Raw genomic sequence first — 10,876 nt, forward strand, 5'->3', positions numbered from 1 at the left:
ACCCTCTTCCCTCCTGCCTTCAGCATAGCTGCCTCCTGCCTCATTCCAACTACAAATATTTACGCCGTTCTACTTACGATCGCCTGACTGACAGCTCGATCGACTGACTGACAGCTCGATCGAATGACTGACAGCTCGATCGACTGACTTTGCGATCAATTAACTGACTCTTTTAAGATACGAGGGGCGGGTTCGCCAACCATATCTGCCAACAATCTCCAATCTCAAAAACCCGCCCGGCCGGGATATTACGGTCAATCGATCGGACTAGATATAACAAGTCGATGTAGCGAACACTTGAGAGAGCATCGTCGATGCACATTTATCTTATTAAGCAGTATTAATAATTGTTAAAGTATTCACTAGAAGTTTTAGTTAATGTTAAAATGTTTAGACATTGATGGTGTACTTATTCCAGACAGAAGACATGAAAAATCGAGCTTGCAAACAGATAGAATGAAATTTAATTCAGCTTGCGTTAATCACTTTGAAAATGTCCTTCGTTCCTATCTATCATGCGCGAGTAGTAATTTCATCATCCTGGCGTGAACTATTCTCTTTCGAGGTAATACCTCCATTGTTTTCACCAGATATCGCTACCCGTATTATCGGATTCACCCCTTTTCTCAACCCCAAAAATATTCACCAATACAAATATCTACGACACCAGGAAGTTCTTGAGTATCTTCGACAAAATCAAGCCGAAAACTCACCTTGGGTAGCCATTGACGATATTCCAGAACACTATCCGCCAGATGCGCCAGTTGTGGCTATTGATGATTACAATGGTTTTGACCAGAACTCAGCCAAGGTACTTTCAGAATATCTAACTTGATTTCAAAGGTTAGGAAAAAAGTATCGGAATAGAGAGGGTGAATTTGACATGGAAATGAACGTTGGTGACTTTCTGCACCGACTCGACCTCAGGGGACACGCCCTCAAAGGCACCAACCTCGGCGGTGCGGAACTCCGGGGAGCAAACCTCAGAGGAACAGACCTCCGAGAAACCAACCTCAGCGATGCTATTCTCAAATATGCAGACCTGATAGAAGCCGACCTCACCGGTGCCAATCTCAGCGGGGCGGATTTAGCTGAATCATTTCTCAATTTAGCCAACCTTACCGGAGCAGATTTGACCGGTGCTGTCCTCCGAGAAGCTACTCTCGTAGGAGCAGAACTCACTCAAGCCAACCTCAAACAAGCTAGTTTGATCAAGGCTAATTTAGTTGGAGCAAATCTCCACGAAGCCAACTTAACCAGAGCCAACCTCAGCGGAGCCGATTTGCGGGGTTCTCAGTTGAGCGGCGCGACTTTAGACAAAGCCGTATACAACAACCGGACTATCTTTCCCGAGGATATTGATCCGGGTGCAATGGGAGCATTTTTGCTAGCTCCCAATGCTTCGCTCCCGGGCTTAAATCTGGCTATGGTAGATTTGACCGAAGCCGATTTGAAAGGAGCCGATTTGCGGCGGACCAACTTATACAAAGCTATTTTATTTGGCGCAAAACTCGATCGGGCAAACTTAGCAGGAGCCAACCTCAGCGGAGCGGACTTGAGGGAAGCCAGTTTGAGCGGCACGATTTTGGAAAAAGCTGTTTACAGCAACAAAACATTGTTTTCAGAAGGCATCGATCCCGCTCTGGGGGGAGCTTATTTAATTGCTCCCAATGTATCGCTGCAAGGGGTAAACTTAACCGGAGCCGACTTAAACGGGTCAGATTTAAGTGGAGCTAATTTGAGCGGTTCTAACTTAAGTTCGGTTAATCTCAAAAATGTAGACCTCAGCAGAGCCAGCTTAAAAAAAGCTTACCTCAAAGGTGCAAACTTGGAGGGAACTGATTTAAGAGGAGCCGATTTAAGCGGCGCAATTTTGCACCAAGTAAACTTAAGTTCTGCTGACCTCCGGGGTGTAGACTTAACAAGGGCCGACCTCAGCGGAGCTAATTTAAGCGATGCCGATTTGAGGGAGACAGATTTCACCGGAGCTACTTTGCTCTTCGCTAACTTGAGCGGGGCGGACTTAAGAGGTGTAGACTTGACAAAAGCTGACCTCAGCGGCGCGAAGTTAAACGAAGCTGACCTCAGAAAAGCAGATTTGATGAGAGTAAATTTGGAGGGAGCAGATTTAACTGAGGTAGACTTGAGCGATGCTCATTTATTCCGAGTTAATCTTAGAGGTGCTAACCTCAAAGGTGCTAACCTCAAAGGTGCAAGTTTAAAAGGGGTATTTTTGACCGACGCTTATTTGAGCGAAACGGATTTGACCGATATACATCTGAGTCCGAGTTTTTTTGAATTGCCATTAGAATCGGAATGGTAATTAGTTGACTGTTAACAATCGAAAATCTAAAATAAAAAATCGCCCATCGAAAATTGCTCGATTATTAACAATCTAAAATCTAAACTCTAAAATCTAAAATGGATCGACCGTTAGGCTCTGTTATTCAAGGCTCCCTGAGCAAGGGATTAGAAGTGCGACTGCACGCCGACGTTTCGGTGGAAGATATGAGGGTGGGGAAATTTCTAGTAGTGCGGGGGGTGCGATCGCACTTTTTCTGTATGCTCACCGACGTGTCTCTCGGAACTTCCAGCGCCCGCATTTTATCGAACCCTCCCAATCCCGACGACGATTTTCTTCTAGCAGTGCTAGCCGGTAGCAGCACCTACGGTACGATCGAACTGTCGCCGATGTTGATGTTGACTGCTGAACGAGAAAAACAGCAGGCTATTTTCGACCCGACGAAAAACGGCGGAGTTCGCGAGAATAAGTTGGCTTTAGGAAATTTGGCTTCTTTTGAGTCACAAACGGGCGCGGATATTGAGTTGCTGCCGGTCAAAACTATTCCCAGCCACTTTTCCCAGGTGTTTGATGCCAAAGAAACAGATTTTCGGGCAGTTTTTGGCTGGGAAGATGACCCGTACCGCCGCAATTTTGCGATCGGCAAACCGATTGACATGGACGTTGCTGTGTGCTTGGATTTAGACCGATTTGTGGAACGCAGCAACGGAGTTTTTGGCAAGTCGGGAACGGGAAAATCTTTCCTGACGCGCTTGCTTCTATCGGGAATTATTCGCAAGCAAGCTGCTGTCAATCTAATTTTTGATATGCACTCGGAGTACGGGTGGGAAGCAGTTTCGGAAGGGAAACAGTTCAGCACTGTTAAAGGTTTGCGGCAGTTGTTTCCCGATAAAATGCAGATTTATACCCTCGATCCAGAATCGACAAAACGCCGGGGAGTCCGCGACGCTCAAGAGCTATTTTTAAGTTTCGATCAAATTGAAGTCGAAGACATCGCGCTCGTGCAGCGCGAGTTGAATTTGTCGGAAGCTAGTATCGAAAATGCGATTATTTTGCGAAATGAGTTGGGAAGTGGTTGGATCAACAAGTTGTTGGAAATGACCAACGAAGATATCCAAATGTTTTGCGAAGAAAAGCGGGGAAATAAGTCTTCGATTATGGCTTTGCAGCGGAAGTTAGAGCGGCTGAATGATTTGAAATACATCCGCACGCGCTGTCCTAAAAATTATGTAACTGAAGTTTTGCAGTGTTTGGATGGCGGGAAGAATGTAGTAATTGAATTCGGTTCGCACTCGGATCTGCTGTCCTATATGTTGGCTGCAAACGTGATTACTCGCCGCATTCACCAAGCTTACGTGCGGAAAGCTGAGAAGTTTTTGCAGAGCAAAAATCCGTGCGATCGCCCGCAGCCGTTGGTGATTACTATTGAGGAAGCTCACCGCTTTCTCGATCCGGCGATCGTCCGATCGACTATTTTCGGGACGATCGCCCGAGAAATGCGAAAATACTTTGTCACCCTGCTGATTGTAGACCAGCGCCCCTCAGGCATCGATGCCGAAGTCATGTCGCAAGTCGGCACTCGCATCACAGCCTTGTTAAACGACGATAAAGACATCGATGCTATTTTTACCGGCGTTTCGGGAGGGCAGAGTTTGCGTTCAGTTTTGGCAAAACTCGACTCCAAACAGCAAGCATTAGTTTTGGGCCACGCCGTACCGATGCCCGTAGTCGTGCAGACTCGTCCTTACGACGAGCAATTCTACAGGGAAATCGGGGATATTGACTGGCAAGAAATGCCCGACGAACAAGTATTTGCCGAGGCAGAAGCTGCTAAAATGGATTTGGGATTTTAGATTGACAACTGCTAGATTAATTACAGAAATTAGGCCAATGTTACTGTAAATTAATCCTTGCAAAAAATTGGCAATCGCTGGTAATGACGGAAATACCTGATTTTTGCCTTAGTTATCAAGGAAAAAGTGCATCCAACGTCAAAAAAAATTAGCCCCCAGCTTTGGGCCAGAAGCTTTTCCCCTTTCACCCCCTCACCCCTCATCCCTACCTTCAAAAAATTTGTCTAAGCTTAAATATGGTTGAGCATCGCGGCACAATTCAACTTAAACAGCCCAACAGCCAGCCTTTCTACACCTTTACTTACTCACAGCCGAGTTGCAATAGCATATTCTAAGAAAAATGTCAATATATATTTTAAAGCGTAAGTCGTAGCTAATACGGCGATCGAGTTCGGTTATCTCGCATCGCACCATCTAGGCACCCAGAAAATTTCAAGCGATGATGGAATAGAGAGCAAAACAAAGCCCTCGAATTGCATGAGTCTGTTTGCATGAGTATTGTGAAGTTGAGTTGCAGTTAAAACTAGCAGGGAATTGAAAACCTTAAGGAAAAATGTAGAATCTTGACCTTAAGACAGAGGTTTTTACCCTTTACGATCCTCAAAATTTGGAATAATATTGAGCAAAGTAAACTTAAAATCACTTCGCATTGAACTAGCCGTTAAAGCTAGCGATCTACCGAAAATCGACGGGGATTACTGGAAAATCAAGCATAAAAGTAATCCCAAACAAAAAGCTTCTACCGATCGTCACCGATAAACAGGAGGGGAAACATCCCCCCTGTGGCAGTCTTTATCCCACTTGTAAAAGTGGGACAGGGTATCACCAACTTTTTATCTGTTGTTACAAGGAGTGCAATACTCACCCATGTCCACCACAACCCCCAAAAACAAAACAGTGAAAGCCGATCGCATGGGCAGCCGGCCATACTCCTCAACGGATACGGTTCGTACCTATCTGCACGAGATCGGTCGCGTACCCCTGTTAACCCGAGAAGAAGAAATTGTTTTCGGGAAGCAGGTGCAGCAAATGATGAAATTAATCGAAGCAAAACAAGAACTTGCCAAAGAATGGCAGCGGGAACCCAGTCAGCATGAGTGGGCTGCCGAAATGGAGTTGACCGAAGCTGAACTGAACCGGATATTGCAGTTAGGGCGACGCGCCAAGCAAAAGATGATTGAAGCGAATTTGCGGCTAGTAGTGGCGATTGCCAAAAAATACCAGAAACGCAATATGGAATTCTTGGATTTAATTCAAGAAGGTACCCTAGGTTTAGAACGAGGAGTCGAAAAATTTGACCCGATGCGGGGATACAAATTTTCTACCTATGCCTATTGGTGGATTCGGCAAGCAATTACTCGTGCGATCGCCCAACACGCCCGCACAATTCGATTGCCAATTCACATCACCGAAAAACTCAACAAAATCAAAAAAGTGCAGCGGGAACTCACGCAGCAGTTGGGCCGGTCTCCCACACCTGCAGAAATTGCCGCGGCCTTGGAACTGCACCCTTCCCAAATTCGGGAATACCTGCTGATGGCAAGACATCCAGTTTCTTTGGACTTGCGGGTAGGAGACAACCAAGATACCGAACTGCAAGAACTCTTAGAAGACGAAACTGCATCTCCAGACAACTACATTACCTCGGAATTGCTGCGGCAAGACCTCGATACTTTGATATCAGAACTGACCCCCCAGCAGCGAGATGTGATAATTCTGCGCTTCGGCTTGGAAGACGGCACAGAAATGTCTCTGGCAAAAGTCGGAGAACGGTTAAATCTCAGCCGGGAACGGGTGCGGCAGCTAGAACATCAAGCCCTCGCCCACCTGCGCCGCCGCCAATCTCAAGTCCGAGAATACTTGGCTAGTTAGTAACTAAAAAAGTTGAGATTTCCCAAAATATCAACTTTTTTTACGTCTATACCAGTTTGAAAGAAGAATGTAACTGTAGGCCCGTGATTCAAACCATTAGGCAATAGGCTATTCCCAATTACTGCATTCTTTAATCTCAAACAGGACTGACGCACTATCGAAGTTACATCAAGGGTTTGAGATGACTTCACTACGTTGTCTTCGGACAGAAAATCGTAGTATAGCAATCGTAAATCATTTGTAAATGTCTTACTCCCTCCCCGCGAGTTCGGGGAGGGTTGGGGTGGGGTCAAAAATTTACGACTCCTGCAAGGATTGCTATATATGCGTCCAGGACTATAAAATTTAAAATCTAAAATGGTATTATTTGACGGGTGAATTGCCCAATCGGGGCGGACGCAAAATTTGTCAAAACTAATCTTAGATTTAAGTTCAGGAACCGGGCGGGAGATCGTTGCTTCAAGTTAATAGCCAGCATTAAGCCAAATACCCGGTTTCTCTAGAATCTTTGTGAAACTGGTACAAGAGGCGCTTGGAACCAGCTATTTAAAATTTTGGGGTCTGGAGTGGTTTTGACTTACTTGATATTGACAGGAAGTTTAGAAGCGATCGCGATCGTGCTTGCTATCTCGCCCGCTAACTTTAGCATCGCATTCCCCGCACGTCCGGTTGGGAACTCGGACATCAAATCCGGCGTTTTAAGTTCGCCATCTCCCCCAAATCCTGCGCCAGATACAGCTAGCACAGGTTTAGCAGAGGGCATTTACCTCTACGGCCAGTCGAGCAAGCCAGATGAAATTAAAACAGAATATTTTGTATTTGAAATGCGGCAGAGTAAGGTAGTCGGCGCTTTTTACCTGCCTCGGTCTGCTTTTTACTGTTTTTACGGCACAAGCGATCGAACTCAGTTAAATTTAACAGTAGTGGATAGTTACGACGCTAGTCGCTCTCCCTACTCCGTCAACCTGGAACAGTATTACCAAATTTCCAGCATCAGCCAGAACGATCGGCGCATCTTAGGTATTTGCCAGGAAGCTCACAAACAGCAGGTTTGGGAAAATTAGCAGACAGGTGCAGCCCCAGCAGTCAATCGATTTTAGATTTTAGATTTTAGATTTTAGATTTGAAGAAAGCAACCCCACTAATACATCGGGAACCCCGGACCAAATTGCTTTCGGTCAGGGTTCAGGAAACAACAGTAAAATTAATCCTGAGTTGAGAATTTCGGACGGACACCACACACATGGCAAGATGAAACTGCGTCGGAAAACACTATCGATCATTGGCATTACCATCGCTGGATTGACTGGCATTCTGTATGTCGCCTCCTCAAGCATCCTCTTGGGCAGCCTGATCAAAGCAGAGGAACAAGAAGCCACACAGGTTGTCAAGGGAGTGCTCAGCGTGTTCGGGCAAACCGCCGATGACTTCAACTCGCGCTTTGCCGACTGGTCTGCCTGGGACGACACCTACGATTTTATCCAAAACCGCAACTCAGAATACATTGACTCCAATTTAATTCCAGAAGGGCTGGCTAATATAAGAGTTAATATCGCCCTATTTGTCAATACTTCTGGCAAAATAGTTTACGGTACGGGTTTAGACAGCCAAAAGCTGAAACTGACGCCTGTTCCAGAAGCATTAAAACGGCGCATTTCTCTCAGCGACCCGCTGTTGCAGCACCCCAACGCCAAAAGCAGCCTCGCTGGTATCCTGCTGCTACCGTCAGGGCCGATACTGATTACTTCCCGACCAATTCTCACGACTAAAAGCACCGGCCCGATCCGAGGTACGCTGATCTTCGGGCGCAATTTGGATGCTGCGGGCATTGCGAAGCTTTCTAAAATTACTCGCTTGCCGCTGATCGTACACAGCGTTAATGAGGCTCGGTTGCCTGCAGACTTTCAGCAAGCGCGGGAGAAACTGTCGGAAAAAAAACCGATTTTGGTGCGTCCTGTAAGCGAAGAGTCGATCGCGGGTTACGCTCTGATCCGGGATATTTACAATCAACCGGCGCTGCTATTGCGGGTGGATATCCCCAGAGAAATATACCGGCAAGGTCAAATGAGTTTGCTGTACCTGCTGGTGTCTGTAGCGTTAGCGGGGGTAGGGTTTGTCGGCTGCACTCTGCTGCTGCTAGAGCGTCTGGTACTGTCTCGGTTGAGCGGTTTGGCGAAAGCAGTGAACCGCGTCAGCAGCAGCCAAGACCTCTCCGTGCGACTGCCGGTGACGGGCGAAGACGAGTTGTCCGACCTTGCCCATACTATCAACGGAATGCTGAGTGCGATCGCGATCGCCGAAAGCGAACAACTTGAGGAAAAAGCTCGCTACCAAGCCGTAGTCGAGCAAGCTACAGATTGCATTTTCTTGTGGGACGCTCAAACCAAACGCCTTTTGGAAGCCAATACAGCATTTAGAAACTTGCTCGATTACAGTCTTGATGCGATTTCGCAACTGACTGTTTACGATATCACCGCTTACTCGAAAGACCTAATTGACACCAATATCGAGTTGCTGCTGGCGGACAAAAAATTAAGACTTGGCGAAGTTCTCTACCGCCGTCGAGACGGTTCCTGCGTGGACGTGGAAGTAAGCGCCAGCGTAATTTCCTACGGCGGCCGCGAGATTATTTGCACTGTTGTCCGCGACATTACCGAGCGCAAGCAAGCCGAAGCCGAACTGCGAGCCTCGGAAGAACGCTACAGACTTTTGTTTAAAAATAACCCCCATCCGATGTGGGTTTACGATTTAGAAACTATGAAATTTATAGCCGTCAATCACGCAGCTATCCAACATTACGGCTACACTCGCGACGAATTTCTCAACATGACTGTTGCGGACATCCGTCCCCCCCAAGAGCTACCTAGATTGCTAACAAATATATCCCAAGTAGATGCCGATATTAATTTTGCAGGTGTGTGCCAGCACCAGAAAAAAGACGGAACAATTATTGATGTAGAAATTACTTCTTATGCCCTGCTATTTGATAGCAGAAATGCTGAATTAGTGCTGGCTCACGACGTGACCGACCGCTTGCAAGCGGGGGCAGAACTCTACAAGGCAAAGGAAGCCGCAGAAGCCGCTAGTTTGGCTAAAAGTCAGTTTTTGGCTAACATGAGCCACGAACTGCGAACTCCTCTGAATGCGATTATCGGTTACAGCGAGATTTTGCAAGAAGAGGCTTTAGATTTAGGCGAAAAAAATTTTATTTCTGATTTGGAAAGAATTCACAATGCAGGTCAGCTTTTACTAACCTTAATTAATGATATTCTCGACTTGTCCAAGATTGAAGCCGGTCACGCGGAACTTGAATTAGAAACTTTTGACGTGTCGGAGGCCGTTCAAGATGTAGTGACAACTGTTGAACCGCTCTTTTTGCGAAATACCAATCGCCTGAATCTTGAGTGTCCTAATAATATTGGCGAATTGCATTCAGATCAAATTAAGTTGACTCAAATTTTGTTTAATTTACTGAGCAACGCAGCTAAGTTTACTCAGAAAGGGACAATTACACTCAGTGTTGAAAGAATTAAAAATGACTCCAATAGCAGGCATTCTGAACGGTTAATTTTTAAGTGTACTGATACGGGGATTGGCATGACTCTTGACCAGCTAGAAAAGTTATTTCAACCTTTTACGCAAGCTGATGCTTCGACTACCCGCAAGTACGGAGGTACGGGTTTGGGTTTGGCAATAGCGCAGAAATACTCTCAGATGCTGGGGGGAGAAATTACGGTGAATAGCGAGTTTGGCAAGGGGTCAACTTTTACTTTAACGTTGCCAGCATAGATCGATTTTAGATTTTAGATTTTAGATTTTAGATTGGGTAAAAAGTCCTGACTGTAAACAACATAAATACGGTTTGTAGTCAGGGCTTCAATCCACTCCCAATCAGCTTTTAGGTAATTAGGACTAAACTCTTGAAGACCAACAACATTAATACTCAATACCTGCTTGAGCTTTAATCCCTTGTTCTCGGAATGGATGCTTAACTAATGTCATTTCTGTCACCAAGTCTGCCCGTTCAATTAGTGCATCCGGCGCGCCTCTGCCTGTTAAAATAATGTGGGTTTGTTCTGGTTTTTTTTCTAACCCGGAGATTACTTGCTCTACTTGCAAATAACCTAGTTTTAATGCTATGTTGACTTCATCTAAAAGAACTAATTTAAAATCGGGATTGCAGATAAAAGTTAGGGCTTTGTCCCAGGCTTTTTGAGCTGTTTCGATATCTCGATCGCGGTCTTGCGTGTCCCAGGTAAAGCCTTCTCCCATTGCATGAAATTCTAGCTGTTTTTCCCAGAGTTGAAAAACGGCTTTCTCTGCGGGTTCCCAGGCGCCTTTGATAAATTGTACTATGGCGACGCGGTATCCGTGACCGAGCGATCGCACAACCATTCCCAAGGCAGCCGTGGTTTTGCCTTTGCCGTTACCAGTATTGACTATAATTAAACCTTTTTCTTTTGAGGAGTTAGCGATTCGCTGCGCCTGTACTTCTTGGCGGCGCTGCATTTTCTGTTTGTGCTGTTCGGCTGTTAGGGAAGTTGTTTCTTTAGTTTCCATTAGATTTTTTTAAACCGCAAATGAACGCCAATAGACGCTGAGGGATGCAGACTTTTTAGTTATTGCCAGACTAGCTGCAAGTTTAGCACGAAACCGGGCAAAACATCTTCTCCTGAAAGTTCTGCGGGAGATTCCAGTATTTCTACTTCTTGTCCTTGGCGATAGATTTCGACTCGGCGGGTTTTGCGGTTGATTAACCAACCTAGTTTTACCAGGGTAAGCTCATCTAATTTAGTATAAATTGTACTTGACAAAAAGACAAATATAAAAAATGTGGTATTTACGTATT

General features: G+C 45.7%; 8 protein-coding genes. 6 read left to right on the forward strand and 2 right to left on the reverse strand.

Annotated elements, in window-relative coordinates; translation table 11 throughout:
• The first annotated feature begins 493 nt into the window (after window positions 1–493).
• From QUA99_RS30860 to QUA99_RS30885, 6 genes are all read left to right on the forward strand, one after another.
• Window positions 494–835 (forward strand): HAD domain-containing protein, encoded by a 342-nt coding sequence (locus QUA99_RS30860; RefSeq protein WP_333244624.1) that lies wholly within the window; start codon window positions 494–496, stop codon window positions 833–835.
• A gap of 48 nt (window positions 836–883) precedes the next feature.
• Window positions 884–2,323 (forward strand): pentapeptide repeat-containing protein, encoded by a 1,440-nt coding sequence (locus tag QUA99_RS30865; protein ID WP_333244622.1) that lies wholly within the window; start codon window positions 884–886, stop codon window positions 2,321–2,323.
• Window positions 2,324–2,421: 98 nt separating this feature from the next.
• Window positions 2,422–4,155: an ATP-binding protein gene (locus QUA99_RS30870; protein WP_333244619.1), complete on the forward strand. Its 1,734-nt coding sequence runs from the start codon at window positions 2,422–2,424 to the stop codon at window positions 4,153–4,155.
• A gap of 867 nt (window positions 4,156–5,022) precedes the next feature.
• The gene (locus QUA99_RS30875) at window positions 5,023–6,027 is read left to right on the forward strand and encodes an RNA polymerase sigma factor, RpoD/SigA family (RefSeq protein WP_333244616.1); all 1,005 of its coding nucleotides are present in this window, start codon (window positions 5,023–5,025) and stop codon (window positions 6,025–6,027) included.
• A gap of 566 nt (window positions 6,028–6,593) precedes the next feature.
• On the forward strand, window positions 6,594–7,091 hold the full coding sequence (locus QUA99_RS30880) for a hypothetical protein (RefSeq protein ID WP_333244614.1): 498 nt from the start codon (window positions 6,594–6,596) through the stop codon (window positions 7,089–7,091).
• Window positions 7,092–7,278: 187 nt separating this feature from the next.
• The gene (locus QUA99_RS30885) at window positions 7,279–9,816 is read left to right on the forward strand and encodes a CHASE4 domain-containing protein (protein WP_333244611.1); all 2,538 of its coding nucleotides are present in this window, start codon (window positions 7,279–7,281) and stop codon (window positions 9,814–9,816) included.
• 147 nt (window positions 9,817–9,963) lie between these two features.
• Here the strand turns inward: QUA99_RS30885 and cobO are convergent, their stop codons facing one another.
• Together cobO and QUA99_RS30895 are read right to left on the reverse strand one after the other, a co-directional pair.
• Window positions 9,964–10,587, reverse strand: a complete 624-nt coding sequence (gene cobO, locus QUA99_RS30890; RefSeq protein WP_333244608.1) for a cob(I)yrinic acid a,c-diamide adenosyltransferase — start codon at window positions 10,585–10,587, stop codon at window positions 9,964–9,966.
• A 59-nt stretch (window positions 10,588–10,646) separates the two neighbouring features.
• A partial coding sequence (locus QUA99_RS30895) for a Uma2 family endonuclease (protein ID WP_333343639.1) occupies window positions 10,647–10,876 on the reverse strand: 230 nt, incomplete at its 5' end.

This window comes from Microcoleus sp. F10-B2, from assembly GCF_036704965.1.
Classification (GTDB): domain Bacteria; phylum Cyanobacteriota; class Cyanobacteriia; order Cyanobacteriales; family Microcoleaceae; genus Microcoleus.

Excerpts from the sequence above, each read along its gene's own strand:
- QUA99_RS30875 (WP_333244616.1), top strand. The coding sequence starts at position 5,023 with ATGTCCACCACAACCCCCAAAAACAAAACAGTGAAAGCCGATCGCATG.
- QUA99_RS30870 (WP_333244619.1), top strand. The coding sequence starts at position 2,422 with ATGGATCGACCGTTAGGCTCTGTTATTCAAGGCTCCCTGAGCAAGGGA.
- QUA99_RS30885 (WP_333244611.1), top strand. The coding sequence starts at position 7,279 with ATGAAACTGCGTCGGAAAACACTATCGATCATTGGCATTACCATCGCT.
- QUA99_RS30865 (WP_333244622.1), top strand. The coding sequence starts at position 884 with ATGGAAATGAACGTTGGTGACTTTCTGCACCGACTCGACCTCAGGGGA.
- QUA99_RS30860 (WP_333244624.1), top strand. The coding sequence starts at position 494 with ATGTCCTTCGTTCCTATCTATCATGCGCGAGTAGTAATTTCATCATCC.
- cobO (WP_333244608.1), bottom strand. The coding sequence starts at position 10,587 with ATGGAAACTAAAGAAACAACTTCCCTAACAGCCGAACAGCACAAACAG.